General features: G+C 41.0%; 20 protein-coding genes. 10 read left to right on the forward strand and 10 right to left on the reverse strand.

The annotated features are described in order from the left end of the window. The first annotated feature begins 12 nt into the window (after positions 1 to 12). From B4N43_RS09420 to B4N43_RS09435, 4 genes are read left to right on the forward strand one after another with little or no spacing between them, the layout of a single operon-like run. Positions 13 to 2,427: a TonB-dependent siderophore receptor gene (locus B4N43_RS09420; protein WP_286734331.1), complete on the forward strand. Its 2,415-nt coding sequence runs from the start codon at positions 13 to 15 to the stop codon at positions 2,425 to 2,427. A gap of 29 nt (positions 2,428 to 2,456) precedes the next feature. Further along, positions 2,457 to 2,789, forward strand: coding sequence for a hypothetical protein (locus B4N43_RS09425; protein ID WP_075994512.1), 333 nt, complete (start codon positions 2,457 to 2,459; stop codon positions 2,787 to 2,789). Between the two features lie 10 nt (positions 2,790 to 2,799). Continuing rightward, positions 2,800 to 3,078: a hypothetical protein gene (locus tag B4N43_RS09430; protein ID WP_286734334.1), complete on the forward strand. Its 279-nt coding sequence runs from the start codon at positions 2,800 to 2,802 to the stop codon at positions 3,076 to 3,078. A gap of 6 nt (positions 3,079 to 3,084) precedes the next feature. After that, positions 3,085 to 4,728: a PepSY-associated TM helix domain-containing protein gene (locus B4N43_RS09435; RefSeq protein ID WP_075994510.1), complete on the forward strand. Its 1,644-nt coding sequence runs from the start codon at positions 3,085 to 3,087 to the stop codon at positions 4,726 to 4,728. A gap of 232 nt (positions 4,729 to 4,960) precedes the next feature. Here B4N43_RS09435 and B4N43_RS09440 read toward each other — a convergent pair whose 3' ends face one another. Beyond that, positions 4,961 to 6,376 (reverse strand): PLP-dependent aminotransferase family protein, encoded by a 1,416-nt coding sequence (locus B4N43_RS09440; RefSeq protein WP_075994509.1) that lies wholly within the window; start codon positions 6,374 to 6,376, stop codon positions 4,961 to 4,963. Between the two features lie 2 nt (positions 6,377 to 6,378). Beyond that, positions 6,379 to 6,750, reverse strand: coding sequence for a hypothetical protein (locus B4N43_RS09445; protein WP_075994508.1), 372 nt, complete (start codon positions 6,748 to 6,750; stop codon positions 6,379 to 6,381). Between the two features lie 173 nt (positions 6,751 to 6,923). Here B4N43_RS09445 and B4N43_RS09450 point away from each other — a divergent pair, with 173 nt between their 5' ends. Further along, the gene (locus B4N43_RS09450; RefSeq protein WP_286734339.1) at positions 6,924 to 8,501 is read left to right on the forward strand and encodes a Na+/H+ antiporter; all 1,578 of its coding nucleotides are present in this window, start codon (positions 6,924 to 6,926) and stop codon (positions 8,499 to 8,501) included. 75 nt (positions 8,502 to 8,576) lie between these two features. Further along, positions 8,577 to 9,215 carry an NAD-dependent epimerase/dehydratase family protein gene (locus B4N43_RS09455; RefSeq protein ID WP_286734341.1) on the forward strand — a complete coding sequence of 213 codons (639 nt, stop codon included), beginning with the start codon at positions 8,577 to 8,579 and terminating at the stop codon, positions 9,213 to 9,215. 19 nt (positions 9,216 to 9,234) lie between these two features. On the opposite strand, the gene B4N43_RS09460 is transcribed toward B4N43_RS09455, so the two are convergent. Continuing rightward, the gene (locus B4N43_RS09460; protein ID WP_286734344.1) at positions 9,235 to 9,774 is read right to left on the reverse strand and encodes a hypothetical protein; all 540 of its coding nucleotides are present in this window, start codon (positions 9,772 to 9,774) and stop codon (positions 9,235 to 9,237) included. A 25-nt stretch (positions 9,775 to 9,799) separates the two neighbouring features. Continuing rightward, a complete protein-coding gene (locus tag B4N43_RS09465) occupies positions 9,800 to 10,030 on the reverse strand; it encodes a hypothetical protein (protein ID WP_248932693.1) in 231 nt (76 codons plus the stop codon). 353 nt (positions 10,031 to 10,383) lie between these two features. Between B4N43_RS09465 and B4N43_RS09470 the strand changes: the two genes are divergently transcribed. Then, positions 10,384 to 11,505, forward strand: coding sequence for an ATP-binding protein (locus B4N43_RS09470; RefSeq protein ID WP_075995012.1), 1,122 nt, complete (start codon positions 10,384 to 10,386; stop codon positions 11,503 to 11,505). Positions 11,506 to 11,545: 40 nt separating this feature from the next. On the opposite strand, the gene B4N43_RS09475 is transcribed toward B4N43_RS09470, so the two are convergent. Together B4N43_RS09475 and B4N43_RS09480 are read right to left on the reverse strand one after the other, a co-directional pair. Further along, on the reverse strand, positions 11,546 to 13,240 hold the full coding sequence (locus B4N43_RS09475) for a HEPN domain-containing protein (protein ID WP_286734348.1): 1,695 nt from the start codon (positions 13,238 to 13,240) through the stop codon (positions 11,546 to 11,548). Positions 13,241 to 13,263: 23 nt separating this feature from the next. Then, on the reverse strand, positions 13,264 to 14,535 hold the full coding sequence (locus tag B4N43_RS09480; protein WP_286734350.1) for a hypothetical protein: 1,272 nt from the start codon (positions 14,533 to 14,535) through the stop codon (positions 13,264 to 13,266). 184 nt (positions 14,536 to 14,719) lie between these two features. Here B4N43_RS09480 and B4N43_RS09485 point away from each other — a divergent pair, with 184 nt between their 5' ends. The 3 genes from B4N43_RS09485 (at position 14,720) to B4N43_RS09495 (ending at position 16,985) form a co-directional block, all read left to right on the forward strand. After that, positions 14,720 to 15,133: a hypothetical protein gene (locus tag B4N43_RS09485; protein ID WP_120335122.1), complete on the forward strand. Its 414-nt coding sequence runs from the start codon at positions 14,720 to 14,722 to the stop codon at positions 15,131 to 15,133. A gap of 34 nt (positions 15,134 to 15,167) precedes the next feature. After that, on the forward strand, positions 15,168 to 15,548 hold the full coding sequence (locus B4N43_RS09490; RefSeq protein WP_075994501.1) for a hypothetical protein: 381 nt from the start codon (positions 15,168 to 15,170) through the stop codon (positions 15,546 to 15,548). A 216-nt stretch (positions 15,549 to 15,764) separates the two neighbouring features. After that, positions 15,765 to 16,985, forward strand: a complete 1,221-nt coding sequence (locus tag B4N43_RS09495; protein WP_286734354.1) for a hypothetical protein — start codon at positions 15,765 to 15,767, stop codon at positions 16,983 to 16,985. A 181-nt stretch (positions 16,986 to 17,166) separates the two neighbouring features. Here B4N43_RS09495 and lipB read toward each other — a convergent pair whose 3' ends face one another. The 4 genes from lipB to B4N43_RS09515 all read right to left on the reverse strand — a co-directional run bounded on the left by lipB (position 17,167) and on the right by B4N43_RS09515 (position 22,170). Beyond that, complete coding sequence (lipB, locus tag B4N43_RS09500) at positions 17,167 to 17,862, reverse strand: lipoyl(octanoyl) transferase LipB (protein WP_075995011.1); 696 nt, start codon at positions 17,860 to 17,862, stop codon at positions 17,167 to 17,169. Between the two features lie 60 nt (positions 17,863 to 17,922). Beyond that, entirely contained in the window at positions 17,923 to 19,113 is a 1,191-nt protein-coding gene (hflX, locus tag B4N43_RS09505) for a GTPase HflX (protein WP_075994499.1), read from the reverse strand. Between the two features lie 460 nt (positions 19,114 to 19,573). Further along, positions 19,574 to 21,679: an ATP-dependent DNA helicase RecG gene (gene recG / locus B4N43_RS09510; RefSeq protein ID WP_248932688.1), complete on the reverse strand. Its 2,106-nt coding sequence runs from the start codon at positions 21,677 to 21,679 to the stop codon at positions 19,574 to 19,576. Between the two features lie 65 nt (positions 21,680 to 21,744). Then, entirely contained in the window at positions 21,745 to 22,170 is a 426-nt protein-coding gene (locus B4N43_RS09515; RefSeq protein ID WP_248932687.1) for a hypothetical protein, read from the reverse strand. Positions 22,171 to 22,298: the final 128 nt, after the last annotated feature.

The following is a 22,298-nucleotide window of genomic DNA, read 5'->3' on the forward strand; positions in this document are numbered from 1 at the left end:
CACACTACATTCATGAATAAAACTTTATCCTTTCTGGCTATTCCTATGATTAGTTCGGTTTTCTCTGTTGCACAGGCACAGACGAACAAAATAATTGAGGGAATTCTTATCAATGAAAAATCTGAACCGATCACAGGGGCGACAGTAAAATTAACCAACACGGGTGCGACCACCAGTACCGATAATGAGGGGCATTTCGCTTTTCATAAGCTTTCATCCAAAACTTATCATATTGAGATTAAGGCGATTGGTTATAGTAAGCATACGATGGAGGTGAATGCAAAAGATGAGGTGACAAACCTTGGGCCCATCATCGTAAAAGACCAATCGCAGGCCATCGACGAAGTTGCGGTTTATGGTAAATACTATGAGCATTATAAGTTTGACAGTATCTCCGGATCGTTACGTCTTAAAACACCAATCTTAGAGTTACCTCAAAATATACAGGTTATTTCTTCTGATTTAATGGCCGATCAGCAAGTTTTTGATATTGTGGATGGTATTACGCGTAATATTAGCGGGGCTACACGTCAAGGCCATTGGGACAACCAATATGCCAATATACGTATGCGTGGCTCTAAGATCCCAGCATTCCGTAACGGGATGAATATCGAAGCTTCTTGGGGACCTACAGCCGAAGACGCGAGTATGATTGAGCGGATCGAGTTTGTAAAGGGGCCTGCGGGTTTTATGCTTGCAAACGGTGAACCTGGCGGGTTTTATAATGTCGTAACTAAAAAACCGACAGGAAATACCAAGGGATCTGTGACGCTGAATACAGGTAGTTTTAGTACGTATCGTGCTGCTCTTGATTTAGATGGTAAATTGCGGAAAGATGGAAAGCTACTTTACCGTCTGAATGTAGCTGGTCAACAGAAGGATTTCTATACAAAATATAACTATAGTGACCGTATTGTGATTGCTCCTGTCGTGACTTACAAGATGGATTCATTAACTTCATTGACATTTGAATATACCTATCAAGGTTCTACCTACTTGTCAAATGGTAATTATGCATTTTCGCCAAAAGGATTCGCCGATCCAGGTATTTCAAATGATTTTTTTGCAGGAGATCCTTCATTTGCGCCAAATAAAATCAAAGATCATAGTGCATACGTATATTTTGATCGAAAACTAAATTCTAAATGGAATTTCCATGGGCAGCTTGCTTATTTTAATTTTAAAATGATCGCTACCAGTTCGTGGGTGGGTGCGATGCGTGCCAACGGTGACATGTCTCGAACCTATAATATGGCTGATGAAGCAGGGGAAAACAAATTTGGCCAATTCTCGTTTACAGGAGAAGAATATACCGGTAGCGTTCGTCATCGTATTTTGGCTGGTGCTGACTTTGGTACTAAAAAATTCTGGGGTGATTTTTCGGCACTGGCAAAAGATACATTGGTCACAAAACCATTGAATGTCTATAATCCTGTTTATGGAATCGCGGAAGCGGCAATACCTAATCCCGACAGATCCAAAAGTATTAAAGTAAGGGCAGGGGGACAAAATTATGTTAACTCGGTATCGTATTCGTCTTTGTATGTACATGATGAAATGGCATTTTTGGAAGAAAAACTACGTTTGTCTTTAGGCTTACGTTATACAATAGCCCAAACTGTAGGGAAAACGGCTGTAGCGGATCGGACGGATAAAGCATTTACAACACGTGTTGGATTAAGTTATTCCATAGACAAATCAACAAGTGTGTATGGATTATTTGACCAGTCTTTTGTTCCGCAGGCTGGTACCGATTGGGAAGGAAATGCTTTTAAGCCCGTCAGAGGTAATGATCTAGAGGCAGGTATTAAGAAAGAGTGGGGTAATGGAAAATGGATTTCTACGTTGAGTGCATACCAGATCAAACGTAAGAATGCTTTAACAGATGATCTGGACCATCCAATTGCAGGTGGTAATAGTTTCTTTAAAATCGCCCTTGGCGAAACGACAAGTAAGGGGATAGAGTTCGATATTACGGGTGAAATTGTCAAGGGATTAAATGTTAATGCCAACTATGCATTGACAGATTCCAAAATATCGAAAGATGGAAAAGAAGAAAATATCGGAAATATCACACCGAATACAGCGAAACACACTGCAAATGCTTGGTTAACCTACCGTTTGCAGCAGGGACCATTGAAAGGACTGGGGCTAACAGGTAGCGTTCAGGGAATGTTCGATCGTGCTATTGGTACGACAAAAGAAAGTAACTTTAAGAATTATATAAGAACGGATGGTGGAATCAGCTATCAAAGTGGGAAATATAGTATTTCTGTGATGGTAAATAACTTGTTAGATAACAGGAAGTTGCTGACCTCAGGTTCGACAACTGCAAAAAATGCGAGTGTTACAGAAAGTGTTAGTTATTACACCTATATCGTAGAAGCTAGACGTAATTTCCGTATGGGGGTTACCTATAAGTTTTAAATAAACGATCTCGATAAATTATAGAATCGATGTATAGTACATTACTAATCGTTATACTCTTTGGAGCATACCTTTTTTACAACACGAGCAAAAAGGTGAAATTTGGCCCTAGGCCACAATGGCTGGAAAAACTGTGCGCACAAACTAAGTTTGTGCGCACTTTGAGCATATTGCTGCTGCTCTTTCCATTTGGCACTGTTCTCTATATGCAAGGATTTGGCGCGGGCTTTTTTGCATTTTTCGCCTATTTCATGTGCATGATGTGTCTCGTGGTGCTATTGAATCCTTATCGCTATTTCAAATTATACCCAATTGTGGGATTGTATGTATTTAGCCTTTGTGTTGAATTATTGATTTCCTAACCGATTAAATATGCCTGCTAATAAAAAATACCTCAGTACGCCCTTTCAGCGGTTCCTGAAAATTACAGCCGGATTTATCGGTGGTTATGTTGTCATGCTCTCTTTTCACGTCTTGGTCACACATATTTTTGAGAAAAAGGATGTTGTTGTCACGGCTTGCTTCACGGGCTATCTCCTATGGGCGGTACTCTTACTGTTTGCTTTCCTTGCAAAGAACGGATGGAAAATATGGGGAATATATTTACTCTTGGCTGCAGTTTTTTCGCTGCCTTATTTTTTCAACATGTAATTGACCATGAATAACCGAAATTATAATATCTATTTCAATACGCATACCATTAGTGGCATTATTATTTGCGCCATCCTGTATGTGATATTTTTTGCGGGATCATTTGCATTTTTTAGGAATGAAATTGCTGCCTGGCAGAATAATACGTCCTATAAGACCTATCGCGAAGATCACCAAAACTTTGATCGTTTGCTCGATTCGCTCAAAGGACAAACAAATTTGCATGGACGCGATATCACGTTTTATATGCACCGGGAAGGGACCTCAGCCTATGTGGGCTTGAGTGCATCTAACGATAGCATCCTCAACAAAGAAAATCTAGCAAAGGTAACGCCTGAACAGAAAGCAGCAAAACAGAAGGGCCGCAGAAGAGGTGGCGATGATGATTCAAAGAACTTTACCTATAATTTTGCAAATAAGAAGTCAGGTGATTATACGCAGAATTACGATATGGGCGAATTTCTGTTTCGCTTACACTTCATGGCTCAGCTCAATCAGGTGCCAATTCGCGTAGGTATAGCCCCCTTTGGTTATCTTATTGCTGGAATTACCGCTTTTATTTTCCTATTTGCTCTTATTACAGGATTATTGTTGCATTGGGACAAGATCGTCTCAAATTTCTTCGTGTTCAGACCCTTTAGTAAATGGAAAACGGTATGGACCGATATGCATACGGCATTGGGTGTTATTGGTTTTCCGTTTCAATTTATCTTTGCGGTAACAGGCACGTTTTTGATCATTAATTCTGTCCTGGCTTTGCCGCTGAGCAAGTTGTTGTATGATGGCGATCAACAAAAAATGTATCAGGAGATGGGAGTTAGTGCCGAGACCGATTTTCCTTATACCTACAAGCCTTTAAAGGCAGACATTAAGATCGCTCCATTTTTGGATCTGGCAAAATATAAATGGCCTGAATCCGATTTTCAGCGCATTACGATAAAAAACTATGCAGATTCCAATATGCATGTTGTCATGGAGCTGGAACCGCAGTTTAACAAGAGCTTTGCTGGATCCGGTCTATTGTCTGTGAGAGCTATCGACAATAAAGTGGTTGCTGAGAAATCTCCGGTCAGTGACCCTACCTATGCCGATGGTGTCCGCAGTCTTTTATACCGTCTGCATTATGGTGATTATGGGGGCTATCCGCTTAAGATGGTATACTTTATTTTAGGAGTTATGGGCTGTCTGGTCATTATCTCAGGTATATTAATCTGGCTGGTAGCACGTGACAAAAACAATGTAATTCCACGAAAACGGAAATTCAATTTCTGGGCGGCCAATATCTTCACGGCAATATGTCTGACCATGCTACCTGTTACAGCGCTGACTTTCATTGCCATTAAATTGAGTCCAGAGGTTAATCAGGATTTTATTTACCGTGTGTATTTCTATAGTTGGCTTGTACTTTCACTGTATTATATTATACGGAGAAGCATTCGACGCACCAATCGCGAAACATTGCTGGTTGGAAGCATATTGGCATTTTTTATTCCACTAGTCAATGGTTTTATAACTGGTAACTGGATCTGGGATACATTTCGCAATGGACAGCGTGATATTTTTGTCGTAGACTTTTTATGGCTTATGATCGGTATCATCGGTATAATCGCCTATAACAAGACTAAAAAATTCTTTGAGACTATTCGTTAACAAAGATTCTTTTCTCTCTGCGAAGTAAGTACACTTCGTTTTTTAATTCCAAGGGCGCTCACAAGGTGCCCTTGGAACGTTTATAGGGTAAGGCTTGGGAAAAATCTTTGATGCCATGTTGATCCTTGATGGAAAAGTGGTAATTTTTCCAAAGAAGGTCCCCAATGATATTCCTCCTCCCATTCAGGTTGATGAAATAGACTGGGATTGATTTACTTGGAGTACGGCTTTCTTAGCGTACGGCTTTGAAAAATCGCCCAAGGCGCATCAGATCCTGTGCAGTCTTTTCGTTCCAGTCCACGGCATAGTTGAGCCGAATACAATTCTTAAACTGATCGTGCTGTGTAAACATCCTTCCTGGAGCGAAACTCAGCTTTTGCCTGAGGGCATAGTCGTAGAGCAGGGTCGAGTCTATTTTAGGGTCCATCTCTAGCCAAAGTACAAACCCACCCTCAGGCTGTGACATTTTTGTGTTTTCTGGAAAATGGGCCTCAATGCTGTTTCTGAAATTGATATAATTGCTGTACAACTTTTGCCTTAAACTATTGAGGTGGTGGTCATAACGTCCGATCTGTAGGAACTTGGCAATGGCCTCTTGATAAATTGCGGGCTGCGAAATCGTCTGTATGAGTTTTTGTTTTAGGATTTTATCCTTGTATTGCCCGGGCTCAACCCATCCGATTCGAAAACTTGGTGCCAATACTTTGGTAAATGATCCACACCACATCACCAGTCCCTCTTCATCAAAATATTTGCATGGTTTGGGCCGTGACGAACCGAAATAGATGTTTCCATACAGGTCGTCTTCAATCAATGGAATATGGTGGTGTGCGAGCAGTTTGACAAGCTCTTTCTTGTGTTCTTCAGGCATTAGCGCGCCCAATGGATTGCTAAAGTTGGTAACGAAGCAACAGACATCAATTTTATGAATAACTTTTTTCAGGGCATCTAATTCAATTCCCGTAATAGGGTGGGTCGGGATCTCGATGGTTTTGAGACCCAGTAGTTGAAAGGCCTGAATAAAACCAAAATAAAGGGGGCTTTCCACCGCGATGGTATCGCCAGGCTTAGTTACTGCGCGAAGGCAGCTGTAGATCGCATTCATGGCGCCCGACGTGATAATAAGATCCTCGTCACTTATTTTTCCTTCAAGTACCATTGACCATTTGGCAATTTCTTTCCGTAAGCTTGGACTTCCCTGTACCTGTCCGTATTGATCACCGTAATCATGCAGTTCATGAACCGACTCTATAATGCATCGATTGAGTTTCTGAATCGGAAGTAATGATGCACTGGGTAAACCCAGTGAAAAGCGTGTAATTTCCTTGTCTTCCAGGGAGTGAAAAACTTTATCGATCAATGCTGCAGGATCTTGTTTCTTTTCGTCGATTTTAAATGTGGAAATAGACGGAATAGCCATCCGACGAAGCCCCGACCGACTAACGAAATAGCCTGATTTTGGTCGTGACTCAATGAGAGATCTACTCTCTAATTCCATATAGGCACTTTTTGCTGTGTTTAAACTTACATTGTATAGCTTCTGAGCGCTCCGGACAGAGGGCAAACGATCTCCATAGACCAAAGAGCCATTTTTGATCTGGCTCTCAACAATATTGGCTATTTTCTTATATAACAGTTGCTGCTCCATGCTTATGCTAATTTACTGTTTCTGTTTTGATTTAACCAGGTGTTATATCGATGGATTCCTTTTCTGAGCAATTCTTCCGAACCAAATAGATCAATCAACTGGTGCTCGAAGAAGGATTGTGCTTTTTCCGTGAATACTTTGGAGAGCGTGTCCGAAATAGGCGCTTCGTAGGTAATTTCGATCGATAACAGATTTTTTTTGCAGATTGTTACGGACGAAAAAGCTGTTAATTGATTACATTGATCGAGTGCCATAAAAGGCATGCCTATGGAGTCTGAATCCAGTTGTTTTTTGTTGAGTATTTCTTTGATAAGCGCTAAATCAGAAAGATCCACTTGTCTGATCAGATACGGTTGATTTGCAGTTGTCGCCATAAGAATAAATCTTTTTGCTAATTTAAGAAGGGTACAGGATGCTGTTTAGGTACAGAGTGCTGTTAAAATAAGGGTACAGAAAAAAATAAGATGACCATGAGTTTTTTTAATTTCCATTTGAGATCTTTACACAAGGAAAAGGATATCTCTGGATCCATAAATTATGAACTCGTATGCATAGCTTGTTTCCTTTATTTATCGCGATGATCGCGATCATCGTATTGATCGAAATGTGGGCCACCAAACTACGGATAGCCTATCCCATTCTCTTGGTTCTGGCGGGGCTATTGATCAGTTTTATTCCCACTTTGCCCGTAGTGACAATTGATCCGGATGTCATCTTCCTCATTTTTCTACCACCACTGCTCTGCGAGGCCTCTTGGTCTATTTCGTTTAAGGAGATGAAGAAATGGTGGCGTATTATAGGGAGTTTTGCCTTCTTGGTTGTATTCTTTACCGCACTTTCCGTTGCGGTGGTTGCCAATTATTATATACCGGGGTTTACACTAGCGCTGGGTTTTCTGTTGGGGGGCATTGTGTCACCACCGGATGCTGTCAGTACGGGGGCGATTATGAAATTTGTAAAAGTTCCCAACGCCACTTCTGCTATCTTGGAAGGCGAAAGTCTATTGAATGATGCTTCTTCCTTGATCATTGTCCGTTTTGCCCTTATTGCCGTTGGGACAGGGCAATTTGTATGGGGACAAGCTGCGGTATCCTTTATCTGGATGCTTGTCGGTGGTGTGGGTATTGGCTTATTATTGGGCTGGTTCTTTATACAGGCACACAAACGTCTACCGACCGATGCACCGTCGGACATTGCACTTACCTTGATTGAACCCTACTTTATGTATTGGATTGCGGAGCAATTCCATAGTTCAGGTGTGTTGGCTGTTGTTGCTGGAGGTCTTTTGATGTCCGGTCAGCGGTTGACATTTCTCAATAGTACAAGTCGGGTACGTGGTCTGAGTGTCTGGGAGAGTTTTGTATTTATTCTAAATGGTATTGTATTTTTTATTATTGGATTGGATCTTCCGGAGATTGTTGACGGTCTGCGATCCAATGGAACTTCACTGCGGGAAGCCATCGGGTACGGTCTTTTGGTAACGGCAGTATTGATTCTTGCCCGTATCATCAGCTCATATGCGGCAATGATTGCTACCCTAATTTTCCGTCCTGCTGTCGCGCCAAGGTCAAGGTCCCTCAAACAGCGTTTTCTAATGCCCCTTTTGTTGGGCTGGACCGGCATGCGCGGGGTTGTATCACTGGCAGCAGCATTGTCCATTCCTGTCGTTATGAACGGTGTGGCTGTTCCGCAGCGAAACCTGATCTTATTTATCACCTTTGTGGTGATCTTATCCACGCTCTTGATACAAGGGCTTACCTTACCCTACTTGATCAAAAGGACCAGACTATTTGAAACTTTTGAAGAAGAGCCCGAAGAGCTGGTTCGTACTCGCATGAAGCAAGGGTTAAAACATCACGTTTACCAATTTCTAAAAGATAAACATGAGAAAGAGCTGCATAATCGCGATGTTATGGACCGTATTTTGAAACATTGGGAGGAAAAGGTGAATGCGGCGGATGATTCCTGGATGAACGAAAAAACGAAAGTGATATTTATGGAGCTTTTGGATGTGCAACGGGAGTATCTTCAGAAGCTAAACTGTGAGTCGACCATTGATGAGGGGATTGTTCGTTCGCAGTTATATCAACTCGACTTGGAAGAAGAGCGATTGCGGCGGATCTAACCATGTAGTTGTGTAAAGCGACCGACGAGAATAATACTTGTATAACAAAAGGCTCCAAAGGAGCCACGATAAAATATGAAAGTAATCATAACAGGAGCCACTGGAATGGTTGGCGAAGGCGTTTTGCTGGAATGCCTCCAAAACGAAAAGGTAACAGCTGTGCTGAGCATTTCGCGTCGTACCGCGGCTATTCAACATCCTAAATTGAAGGAACTTTTGGTCGAAGACTTTACTAAACTTTCGCTATTTAGAGATGCGATTGCAGGATATGATGCCTGCTTTTACTGTGCAGGTGTGAGTTCTGTAGGAATGAAAGAAGACAAGTACCGTTATATTACGTATGATACGACACTGGCTTTTGCAAAGTCCCTGCTGGAAATTAATCCGGAGATCAGTTTTATTTATGTGTCCGGAGGAAGCACCGATAGCACGGAGCAAGGCAAGGTGATGTGGGCTAGGGTTAAGGGTAAGACAGAGAATGATCTGGCCAAATTACCGTTCAAAAAGGAGTATAACTTTAGACCGGGGGCAATGACGACTGTTGCAGGGCAAAAGCATGCCAATCCCTTTGCTTTTGTGGCCAAAATCATCAAGTTTTTTGCGCCTTCGGTAGTGCTATCCTTGCATGAGGTCGGAAGGGCGATGATACATGCAGTGGAAAGAGATGGTGTTAAGAATATATTGGAGGTTAAAGATATTCGCGCTTTGGCTTAAACCGTTCGGGATGTTATGGTTATGCCCATTTCCAGTTTAGTTCTTCCCGATAGTCTATTTGAAGGCGCTGACAAAGTTGCTGCAGCAAAACGTTGAATTCAGCGATTTCTGATAGTTGATTTTTTGGAAAAAATAATTGGTCAGCCATTTTTAATTTTATAAAAAAGGCCGAGGACGTTTCCGTTATATATTCAAATTGATATTTGGCTTCCATTTGATCACTTTTGATTTCCAGATGATCATCTTCAAAAGTGATGGTATGGACAATGCCGATGCGGTTTTTGAACTCTTGGCTCCTGACATATCTGGTGCCGTATCTCTTATAGTATATTCCCAGGTATTTTTGAAAAAACAGGAACGCGAGTAGGCCAACAAGGATAATTAGAATTGCCAGAAATTTTTCATAATAAAAGAAAGGAACTGCGAGGATCAGCATCAACAACAAGAAAAGTAAGCGGGCATTTTTACGGGCTTTGATGATCTGTGGAGATTTGGACATGCTAAAAAGTATGGCTTCCAATTGATCTTGTTCGGAAAGTGTTAGTTTCAGTTCTTTCATAAGATAAAAATATCAAATTTTTGGATTAGGCCCTGTCAAATTTGAGGTATTGAATTAATTTTGAAAAATACTCCTGACTCCAGATATCGAGAACAGTATGATCGGGAATAAATCTTACAATATCTTCTTTCACACTATGCATATTCACTGTATTTATTTTGTCGTTGGGGCGCTTGTAATCCTTAAGAATGGACAAGGCTATTTGTCGCGTAATAGGTATTTCTGCGTAATTTTCTAAAGCCTGTTTAATATCCATTTTGTTAAATATTTATATAATAACCGGAATTATTCCGATTATTTGCAAATTATTTGACATAATTGTAATTGGCTTTGTTACTTTGTAATATGCTTTCTATTCAACTTGTTTGACTAGCGTTTGGCTGTAAATTTTTTCAAAATAGATTTCCATTTCGCTGTTACACTTTTCGATAAATGTTAGCGGAGTTCTTAAAGGCTGCAACTGATGGATTTTTTGTGGCTTCAATCGCATTTAAAGCAATATTAGATTTTATAAAAAAAGTTTTATAAAATTTCAATTCACCAAAAGTAATGCTTTTTGGTGAATATATTCACCAAAAAGCATTACTTTTGGTGAATATAAAATGGGTTATGATACAGCGATTAATCAAAAATAATTTGGAGCAAGCACTTTTTAAAGGAAAAACTATCCTATTAATTGGTCCGCGGCAAGTAGGTAAAACTACACTGATCAAAGAGATACTCTCTGGTGACGATTATTTGTTTTTGGATGGAGATGATCCCTTGATAAGGACTTATCTAAATAACCCTAATACAAAAGAGATTGAAACAATTATTGGTCAAGCTAAAGTGGTATTTATTGATGAAGCACAGCGCATCGAAAATATTGGTTTAACGGCAAAAATTATACACGATCAATTTAAAGATGTGCAGCTTATTCTAAGCGGATCCTCGGCTCTTGAGCTGAAAACGCATACACATGAACCATTGACAGGACGTAAGAGAGAGTTCAATCTATTTCCTATTTCCTATGCCGAATATGAGAATAATACTGGTTTTCTTAATGCTGCAGGCGATTTGGAAACTAGATTGGTTTATGGATTTTACCCAGAATCGATAACTAGCCGCGGTGAAGAGCGGGAAGTCCTCAATGAGATTTCTCAAAGTTATTTATATCGGGATATTTTAGCCTTGGCGAATATAAAAAAGCCAGAAGTTCTCGAAAAAATCCTTCAAGCTTTGGCTTTTCAAATCGGATCTGAAGTTAGTTATAATGAAATTGCCCAGCTGACAGGAGTTGATAAAAACACCGTGTCTAATTATATCCATCTCTTGGAAATTTCTTACATTATATTTCCCCTGACATCCTTTAGCCGAAACCTGCGTAATGAAATAAAGACAAATCGAAAGATATATTTTTATGACAACGGAATCCGCAATGCTGTGATACAAAACTTTAATCCAATTGAATTAAGAGATGATGTGGGTGCCCTTTGGGAGAACTTTTTGATTTCAGAACGCTTAAAAAATAACAGTTATAGCCGGCATTTTGTTAATAAGTACTTTTGGCGAACAAAACAGCAGCAAGAAATTGATTACGTAGAAGAAGCGAATGGTAAAATAACTGGCTACGAATTTAAATGGAATCCTAAGGCGAAAGCAAAAATACCATCAAATTTTGTAGAAGCCTATAGTGCAGATGTTCAGGTAATCTCAAAGGATAATTTTAGAGCGTTTATTGGTCTTGAATAGCATTTGAATCATGGTACTCAGGCTTCTGTTTTAATCTCTTTTATTCAATTTTTTCGAGCAGCTGTTGGCTGGAAATCTTCTCAAAATAGATTTCCATCTCTTGGTTACATTTTTCGATAAACGTTTTGGTGAGTTCCTGTAATCTTAGGATGGTTAGCGGATTCGCTTGGTAATTTGCATTGTGCCTAAATTGCTGTTGTGCTTCCGTAATGTTTTTAAAGGCGTGAAGATGATCCTCATGATCTAGGCAAAATGTTGCGTAGGCATTAGGGACTATCAATTTGCAGAGCGTCATCAGAAAAGTCAGGTTGACACGTTGCGGTTTGTATTGGATGACGGAATTGATTACCCCGAGACAAGCCTGCTCCAACGCTTGCGATAGCATATAATATGTGGCCTCGATGCTTATTGACGACCAGTCTTCCTCGTAGGGTAAATATAATGTGCGCGCATTATTATAGCGTGTCTTCCACTGTTGATGTACATAATCCAGATTAAGCTGTGGGGCAACGATACTTTCCAGATCGATATTTGCTATTGATGGATTCTGAAACCAGATGTCACCAGCTTTCAGGAGCGAAAGAAAAAAGGGATGACCCTTTGAAAGCTGTTTGCTGAAAGTGGTGGTGTTTTCAGGGGCGAGCGTAAGCGATACATTGTTGGGGAGCAAATCCGTTATGAGCTGCGTTATATTATTGATCTCGGCGCTTAAAATATCATAAGCGACAAAAATATAGTAGGCATGCGTGATACAATCATTTTTTGCTCTTCGGAGCGCATTCTGATAGTTGTGATGATCAGAATCATAACCGAAACATACTACCAGCGCAGGAGTGCAATAGCGCTCTATAGCGTTTAAAATGAGGTCTCGATAATTGGCGTTACAATAGTTTTGTTTGTATATTTCATTGTTATTTTTGAAATTTTCGACTTCGTTGTTAGCTGCTGGGACTGGGTTAAGTTTTGACTTAATTTCTTCGAATAAAAGATTGGAATAATCGTAGATCCAGTTTAACGTGTTTATTAAAATTTGATAGCCTGTTTCTAATACAGCTTCATCGATAAAATAGTCTTGATTATAACGATAACCAATATAAGCTTCATCGATTTTAGCTAAGGCTTGTTTTTCTTCTTTGTTGTCGATTAGTCTCGCCAGTTTGGAGTCAAAAGTTTTAAGGTAGCCCATACTACCTGTAAGCGAATGTGATTTTCGATCATCATTTAAAAGGATATGTTCTGCGGTTTTCAAGGATAGTTCGATGGCCTGATGTAGCATAAAGGCTGCGTGTGCATAATTTTTATGCTCGAAATAGAAATTGTAGCCATCTATAAAAGATCGAATCTTGCCCTTTTCCTTATCGATATATGTTCGTGTTTTTTCGATAATCTCCATAGCTGTATAATTCGGAAAGATCAGTGGGATTTCTTGCACCGGATTTTGATAAACGCGATTTTCAGGCTGGTAGATAAGATAAGTGCGAGCCTGTCCGAGATCCAGTTGTTTTTGTGCTTCGTGCGTAAGGCACACTTTGATATATAAGTCTGATGGGCGGTTTTTGACGATTTTGTTAATCAGGCTACGGGGATCCGAATGTCGCATTCCTGTATTTGATGCTATATTAATCTGTAGCATCTGATACTTTTTACTATCGTGGTCAAAAGTCCAATGGTAGATTTCATCGACAGCAACGGCACGAAGGATTGCCTCGATAATAGGGTTAATATCGGTGTTCATAATATGGATTGAATAAATGGGCTTTATATTTCTGTTTCTAGAAGAGCTGTTTGTTTTTGATTGAGAGATTCTATCTCTTCAGAAAAAGCTGTTAAATAGGCGAGTTCTATTATTTTGATCATAGTCTGGTAAATTTGTGTACTGTAGTCTGAATAGGCGCCGGTATATCGGTTTTTGGCGAGGCCATAGTTGATCCATTCATACAAGATTTCATTCCATTCTTGTTGATCGTATGTTTTAACTGTTGCCAATAGTGCTGACAATGGATTGTCTAGTTCTTCATTCGATACATAATAAAGTATAATCTCCGCTTTTGCATGCCTAATCAAAACTGATTGGCATTCGGGCAATATCGAAAATGAATTGTCCATACCGATTGGTAGATTAGAGGATTCCTCAGATTTATTGGATAACATCTCCAATAAGGCGTAAAGACAGGCATAGTTAAAGAGTAGATTTGCCCCCGAAAATTTACTGTTTTCATGATCAGCAGACCAGAATTCTTTTTCGTCGATGACCGTTTGGTACCAATATCGGATATCTTCTCGCCAGCCATTTAGATCGTCTCTATCAAAGAAATCTTTTAATGCTGAGATGGAATAAGATTGGGAAGCAAGCCATTCGGGCGATATGATGCGTTTTTTTGGGTGAAGTATTTCGTCTTCTGTTTCGTCCAAAGATTGCTGGGTTTGGCGCTGCTCATCTGCAATGTCTTCTTGATTTTCTTTAACATAGTCTGGAAGTATTTTATTTTCATAGATCTTTCCGAGAGAAGCCGCTAGACGCAGTAAGAATTCTTTTACAGCAACAATTTCATGACCGTTATTGCCTAAAAAGCCGTTATCTCTGTCTCCTAAACTTATCCATAAATCATCAAGAATGTCGTACCATTGTTGTAAAGATTCATAAGAAAAAAAACGGCTAATGCTATCTGCTGCTGTGTCAATATTACGTGCCGATGAGTCTGTTGCTAATAGCTGACTCCAGTGGTCTGAAACAAGTTTGCTGAACTTCAACGGCTGTTCTATTGTTTTTAGTTTACATTTCCTAAAAATGACATATGCCAATTCTACCTGTTCAATTAATTTTTTGGTGAGATATCCTATAGAGGAACGCGGTGGGTTCATCTTTGCGTTTGAAGCCGCGTTGATTAGCATATTTAGGTCTGCTAACCAGTCAGGTATGGATGTTTCGCTTTCAAAAAACTCTATAAGATACTTCATCGGATCGTCGATGTATTCTTGGGTTAAATAGCGAAAATGTTTCGCTTTTAGTTTCTTTTGCGTATTTTTCATCAGATTATATTTTTTTAGTTGATGAAACTGTTACTTGGGCATATGCCGATCTGTGCACTGATCTAAAGCCTTGTTGGTTTCATATATTTTTTGGTTTGTAAAGTAGTTTATAATTGTCTTCGTTAGCACTAAATTAAGAACTATTTTTCGGTAAAACAAATATTTAATATTAAAATTTTCGGTAATGAGTTCTGTTTTGAAGAGAATTAAGATTGTTGCGGACAGGGAGGGGATGAGCGTTTCAGCTTTTGAAGCTACAATAGGGGCCAGTAAGGGGGTTTTTACTCGTGCGCTTGCCAATGGAACTGATATACAATCTAAATGGCTAATAAATCTTGTTGAAAAATATCCGCAATATTCTTCCGAGTGGTTACTAAAGGGTGAAGGCGATATGCTAAAGCCTAATCTCGTATTAAAAGAAGAAGAGGAAACTTATTTAACTCCCGAATTGGAGGGAATTGCGAACTCTGTAATCAATAGTTTGAGACAGGTTATAGCTTCACAAAATATCACGATAAAATCTCAAGAGAAGACAATTATGTCTTTGGAGAGATTATTATCTTCATTGGAGCGGGAGATCGAATCCTTAAAGAATTAGTAAATAATCGACGATTTTTAAAAGAGACCTATAGGTGAATGTAAAGGAACGTGTGCTGCTTATTGCTGAAACCAAAGGGATCAGCAAAACCGAATTTTTCAAAGATGTGCAACTTTCCTATGCAAACTTTAAGGGAGGGCAGAAAAATACTGCACTCAGCTCCGATGCCATGGTTGCTATACTGTCTAAACATCCCGACATTAGTCCGGCCTGGTTACTCATGGGGGAAGGAACTATGATGCGGAAGGATGAGAGGAATGTGGTAAGTGCTCCACCTGCCGAAACAGCTCCTTCTACTGCCGAAGGCCTCGGAATTTATAGGCAGCTGGTCAATGCCTTAGAGCAAACAGTCAAGGCACAGGAAAAAACAATCCAGTCATTGGAAGGACAGGTGAGTTTATTGCAGCGCAAATAGCCATATCGCGTTGTTTAGAAACCAAATGATCTCCTCCAAAAAAATACCTGATTCCGGTGATTTCATTGGCCTCCTTTTTGTTTTAATTTCGTTATTGTAACGGTGCATGTTTGACCGGCAGCCAGAAAAAGTTTCTGTTGCATTTATAGATGTCTCGTTCCCTGCGGTTGATCGCAATGGAACGACCACTAGTCCTTTATTCAAAGAATTAATTTTATGTCGAAAAAAGTATTTGTTATATGCTGTCTGCTTTTAGCTTGTTTTGTGCATCAGGCAGTAGCACAGGCTGCGGGTCAGCGCCCAATGTATACCTCAACATGGGGGCACCTTTACCGTGAAGCAGGAAACAGTAAAGACCTCTTGGGGGTTTTTCCGACCGAGGCTCCTGTCTACCTGCTAGATTCCACCAATACACAGTATAAGGTGCAGGTGAGTAATGGGGATATCGGCTATATTGACCGTCAGCCCCTCAAAAGTGCAATGTTCGGAAAAAGATCTGCCGGCGAGCCAAAACAATATTTCTATCGTGGAACAACAGATGCCCAATGCCCACATTTCTATGTGCAGGTGTCGCAATTGCGCGTGCGTAAGGCTCCTAATACAACAAGTACCGCTGTGCGTAGGGCAGGGCTCAATGAAATGGTATGTATCGATTATGTGCCGCTCTACACAGATGGGTGGGTCTACATCGGAGACCACTTTCATGAAAGTCCGGAGTATATTCAGATGAAATTTTTGGGGTCTGAACTAACGTATGACAAGGTGCTAAAAGAATATCTGGCCGTAAAAGGAAAGGACCAGGACAAAGAGCTTGCAGCAGTTGGCCGCCTGCGTGAGATCGGGTGGACCAAGTATCCCAAGTTAAAACAGGCCCTTACTTATTGGAAGGAATCTTATGCTCAAGCGGGAATAGTAGATCCCAAAGTTGATATAGACTTTGAATTACTCTTGGCCAATAAGTTTCAAAATGAGCTCCAGTCCGAAGTTTATGCCAAGAAACTGAAAGCGTTGAACTTCCATTTTGAATGGAAAGGAGTGTCGTTATCTGACGGCAAAATTACGGATGCTCAGATGAAGCAACTCGCTTTACAACGGGTTTCCGAAATCCCGGATATGCCCGAATGTGGCTGGGAGCCGCGATATTACTATAAAACACCGAATATGATCGTAGCTTTCGAAGAAAACTATAAAGGGAAAGTGGTCGGTTCGATATATAAGCTATTTTTTAGTGATGGCGAAACCATTGTCATGGGCAACGAGCGAATGGATGCCAATTACGCAGAAAAAGACTTTGTAAACCACTTTGGTGAACTGCTTTCGGCAGATTGGATTTCAACGCCACATACGTACTATATTCAAAATGGCGATGCCGGGTTATTTATATTCAGATTTGTTGATGGGAAACTGGCCAGCTATGAGTGCATGTATTATTGTTAATGCTCCGAAATTGTGTAGGGGTTAAGTATAGACTTCCAAGCGTTTGAAATGTCCTTCCTTTGTGATGTTAGCAAGGATTTTATTAACGAGCATGAACAGGGATGCTCAAAAAATAAGGCCCTTTGAAGGGGAATTAAAACTCCGCTTTCAAAGGGCCTTTGGATGTTATTGAAATCTTAAATTAGACTACTTGCATTTCAAAGAGTTTTGCAATATGTCCTTTCAATTTTTCTTTCACGTCTTCCATATCGACTTCTTTGCCAAGTTCCCGCTTTAAAGACGTTACATCCTTATCGTCTATACCGCAAGGAATGATGTTGCCAAAATAGTCGAGGTCTGTGTTGACATTGAATGCAAAACCATGCATGGTCACCCAGCGTGAAGCGCGAACCCCCATCGCACAGATTTTGCGTGCGGTTGGTTTATCGGGCTCTATCCATACACCGGTAAACCCGGGATATCTCCCGGCTTCTATACCGAAATCAGCACAGGTCAGTATGATGGCCTCTTCCAGTGTACGCAGATAAAGATGTATATCGGTAAAGAAGTTGTCGAGATCCAGAATCGGGTAACCGACAATCTGTCCCGGACCGTGATAGGTAATGTCGCCGCCACGGTTGATCTTGTAGAATTTGGCCTCTTTCTCTTCGAGCCCTTTTTCATCTAACAGCAAGTATTCTTCGTGCCCGCTTTTCCCCAAGGTATAAACATGGGGATGTGCTGTAAAGATCAAGTAATTCGGGGTACTGGTTGCTGTCGCGTTGACCCTATTGTCGTGCTTAATGTCCAATACTCCCTTAAAGATGGATTCTTGTCTGTCCCAGGCTTCTTGGTAATCGACAAGACCCCAATCTTGAAACTGCACCTCTTTGTTCATTTCGTTTTTTTTTAAGCTGTGAATGGACATAAGGTCCATTCACAGCATTGTTTGTCAAAATTAATACAATAAGTTATTGTATGGATAACGTTCATTGTGCATCTTCACAATGATATCGTAAAGTTTTTGTTTGAACTCTTCGATATTCGTTTTATTTGTTGCTGACAGAAAGATTGCGGGATCTGAATTTTTTGCCATCCAGGAATTACGGAAATCATCCAACGTTACCTCGATCTCCTCGCCATCGTGTCCTTCTTCGACGGCCGGTTTATAAAGGTCAATTTTGTTGAACACCGTAATCACCGGTTTGTCCAGCGCTTTAAGGTCCTTCAATGTTTCGTTTACCGCCTGGATATGATCTTCAAAATTCGGATGCGAGATGTCTACCACGTGGATCAGGACATCGGCTTCCCGAACTTCATCCAATGTGGATTTGAAACATTCCACCAAGTGATGCGGCAGTTTGCGGATAAAACCAACGGTATCTGAAAGCAAAAAAGGAAGGTTGTCGATAACAACTTTACGTACTGTCGTATCTAATGTCGCGAAAAGTTTATTCTCGATCAGTACATCAGACTTGGAGATCATATTCATGATCGTCGATTTTCCGACATTGGTATAACCTACCAAAGCTACACGGATCATCTCGCCACGGTTTTTTCGTTGCGTCTCGTTTTGCTTGTCGATTGCTTTTAGGCGTTCTTTGAACAAGGAAATTTTGTCCAGGATGATCCGTCTATCGGTCTCGATCTGTGACTCACCCGGACCGCGCATACCAATACCCCCGCGCTGACGTTCCAAGTGGGTCCACATACGGGTCAAACGAGGTAAAAGGTATTGCAGCTGTGCCAATTCCACCTGTGTCTTCGCCTGTGCTGTTTTGGCATGACGGGCAAAGATGTCCAGGATGAGATTGGAGCGGTCCAATATCTTGCGTTTCAGTTCTTTTTCAATATTGCGCAACTGCGAAGGTGAAAGCTCATCGTCGAAAACAACGATGTCGATTTCCTCGGCTTCGACGTATGCTTTTATTTCTTCCAGCTTTCCACTACCGACAAATGTAGCGCGATCGGGGAAGCCCAGTTTCTGTGTAAACATACCTTTGGTCTCGCCACCGGCAGTCTGCACAAGAAATTCAAGTTCCTCCAAGTATTCCTTTGCTTTTGTCTCCGTCACACTTGGCGTGATGACACTCACCAAGACGGCTGTTTCGGGTTTTATAGCTGTATCGTGTATTTTAAATCTGGCCATTTTGTACTATTAAGTCTTTCAAGTGAAGTCGGCAGGTCATTAAGCTTTGCAATGTGCGCTAGTGTCTACCTCTTGTTATACATTCACTTTTTAATTATTTTCAATGAGCTCGCAAGCCCGGTTTTTGGATGCCGATTATGACATAATTCTCCATTAACCAATAAATTTCCTGTGATTTGCTTACCAGGGCAACTCAAAATATGTAAGCGTTCGGTCGCCATCTTTTGCCTAGTAAAAGAAGGGATATTTTTCTATATCATGTTCATAATGATGCAAAAGTAAATAAATTTGGTTTTATTTACAAAAAAGATAAATTGTCTTCAAGCGCTAATTAAAAACAATTCGCATCCTATTTATGTTGAAGAGCGGCCTTTAGATTCCAACGCGCTCTGTTTATTCCCTTAAACACGTTGTCGATTGATTTGCTGACCCCGTTTTTTATTTCGAAAATGACATGCGGTTAAGAAATCTTATCCCAGGCAATGCCATCGGATTTTCTTGCCAGGAAGCTTCGCAGCAAATGATTCTTTTCACTTTGTAGTGTTGGGTCTTCTTTGAAGATAGCAATGACGGTGTTACGGCATTCGGTAAGCAATGCCTGATCTGTCGCTAGGTTCGCCATCTTGAGGTCAAGTACACCCGACTGTTGCGTGCCTGATATGTCGCCCGGACCACGTAGCTGTAGGTCGACTTCCGCAATCTCAAACCCGTCATTGGTACGCACCATTGTATCCAGCCTTAATCGTCCTTCTTTGCTCAGCTTATTGCCCGACATCAGGATACAGAAAGACTGTTCGGCACCACGGCCTACGCGGCCACGCAATTGGTGCAGCTGGGATAATCCAAAACGTTCGGAATTTTCAATGACCATGACCGAGGCATTGGGAACATTAACTCCAACCTCGATAACGGTGGTGGCAACCATAATCTGCGTTTCATGTTTGACAAATCGTTGCATCTCAAAGTCTTTATCTTTTACGGGCATCTTGCCGTGAACAATACTGATCTTGTATTGTGGTAGTGGAAATTCGCGTTGCAAGTTCTCAAGGCCTGCTTCTAAATAAATCAGATCCAGTTTTTCGCTTTCCTTGATAAGGGGATATACCAAGTAGACCTGCCTGCCTTTGGCGATCTCCTCGCGCATAAAACCAAACATCCGCAAACGCGAACTTTCAAAAAAGTGAACAGTCTTGATTGGTTTACGCCCAGCAGGTAATTCGTCTATCACGGAGATGTCCAAGTCGCCGTACATGGTCATCGCTAGTGTGCGTGGAATAGGTGTGGCTGTCATGACTAACATATGCGGTGGAATGACATTCTTTCGCCAAAGTTTGGCCCGTTGTTCTACGCCAAAGCGATGCTGTTCGTCAATAACGACAAAGCCCAGGTTTTTGAACTGCACCTTATCCTCGATCAGGGCATGGGTGCCAATTAAAATATCCAGGCTGCCATCTTCCAGTGCCTGGTGGATCAAGCGACGTTCCTTCGTGCTTGTGGAGCCTGTAAGTAGCTTGATGTTGACGATGTCATCGCCCACGAGCTGCTTGAGTCCATGATAGTGCTGTGTCGCCAGGATTTCTGTTGGTGCCATCATGCAGGCCTGAAATCCATTGTCGACAGCGAGTAGCATACTCATGAGGGCAACAACTGTTTTGCCGGAGCCAACATCACCCTGCACCAGACGGTTCATCTGCGCGCCTGTATTGGTATCGATACGGATTTCCTTCACAACGCGCTTCTGTGCTCCTGTCAACGGGAACGGAAGGCGCTCATTAAAGAATGTGTTGAATTTTTCACCGACTTTATTGAAGCGCTGGCCTCTAAACTTCTGGGTATTGAGCTGTTTGTTGTTGAGCAGCTTGAGTTGTATAAAGAATAGTTCTTCAAACTTGATGCGTTTGATGGCTTGATTAAGCTCCTTTTGATCGCTTGGAAAATGTATGGATGCGAAAGCCTGCTGTCGCGATATCAGGCCATGTTTAGTGAGAACATCCTGAGGAAGGGATTCGCCTATAGTGCGAAATACGGTTTCCAATGCAGTCTGTTGTAAGCGTTGGATTCCTTTGGTATCCAGATTGAACTTTTTGAGTTTCTCTGTTGATGAATAAACCGGCTGTAAACTCATATTGCCGATCTGTTTTACCTGCGGATTATACAGATCCATTTCGGGATGGGTAATGGATAGCTGACCATTGAATTCGCTTGGCTTGCCATAAATAATATAGGCCGAACCAACTTTCAATGATTTTTGAAGCCATGGAATAGACTGAAACCAGACAAGCTCCATGGAGCCGGTTTCATCTTTGAAAGAACCGACAAGACGTTTCGTTTTCTTCTCGCCCACGAGCTGTAAAGAAACCAGACGGCCCAGAACCTGTGCAGCCATCATATCAGGATGAAGTTTCCGGATTTTATGAAACTCCGTACGGTCGATATAACGGAAAGGATACTGTGTCAATAGATCACCAATGGTAAACACCTGTAGCTCTTTTTTGAGTACATCTGCTTTTTGTGGACCTACACCTTTGAGGTATTCTATGGGGGTAATTAAACTTAATTCAGCCATTCTTCTTGAATGGCTAAATTACGAAAATTTATGCGTTTGTGGAGCCGTTTATTGGCTTGGTATAACTATTTTGAAGCAGGTTCTTCATAGTTAATGTCTGCTTTTCCTTCTTTACAGATCACGCTCAATGGTTTGCGATAAGGTATACAATTTATTCGGGGAGCCATCATAGGCTGGTATATTTCCATCAGTTTGTTGTTGTCATTGATCATATTCTGCAATTTTGTTTTGTCTACGGATTTGTGGTAGGGGAGGTAACTTATTCCGCAGATTGTCCGTATTTCCATCATTTCCCATTCTGTAGCGTCAGTACATGATTTTGGGCTAGCAAAGGCAACGATTTTGCTGTACTTCTCATTGGAAAGCGACTCAAGTTCCTTTTCCGTTTTGTCCTTGTAGGGGTTTTCTAAATGTGATTCCGATTTACAGACAACAAATAACATGGAACATGCTAAGAGGGTGGTTATACCCAAAATGGAAAGATTTTTCATAATATTCTTCTTGGTTTTTTAACTAAACGGGTAATTTTTGATCTTTGCTACAGGAGGTCTCTATTAAGTTTTTGTTAAGCGAACTTGGAGTATGTCGCAGTAGCCGTGAGAAGAGAAGAGAAGAGAAG

Origin of the sequence: Sphingobacterium sp. UBA1897 (genome assembly GCF_002337775.1) — a bacterium.
Lineage (GTDB): Bacteria > Bacteroidota > Bacteroidia > Sphingobacteriales > Sphingobacteriaceae > Sphingobacterium > Sphingobacterium siyangense.